A 241-nucleotide genomic window follows, 5' to 3' on the forward strand; every position below is an offset into this window, starting at 1 on the left:
TAGGTTTCGGGCTGCGGCGCACCCCAGACATGGGGCGCAATCAGCAGCACCACCGCGCCGGACCATGCGATCCAGCTGCGACCGAACGCCAGAAGGAACAGGGCCACGATCGCCGCACCGACGGTGGCGTACCACCATATCTGACGCGCGCCGATATCCGCCGCCGCCACGCCCGGAACCTCTGGCNCGAGCGAAAAGCCGGGGGCGAGGTGAAAGGCGATGAACCCCCCTATCCCCCAAA

The 241-nt window shown here is 67.5% G+C and carries 1 protein-coding gene; it reads right to left on the reverse strand.

Annotation, left to right across the window (positions count from 1 at the left end; all coding sequences use genetic code 11):
* Nucleotides 1–241: CbtA family protein (locus tag A3728_RS14535; protein ID WP_201722335.1), on the reverse strand; the 241-nt coding region annotated here is incomplete at both ends.

This window comes from Sulfitobacter sp. HI0040 (genome assembly GCF_001634885.1).
Taxonomy (GTDB): Bacteria; Pseudomonadota; Alphaproteobacteria; order Rhodobacterales; family Rhodobacteraceae; genus Sulfitobacter.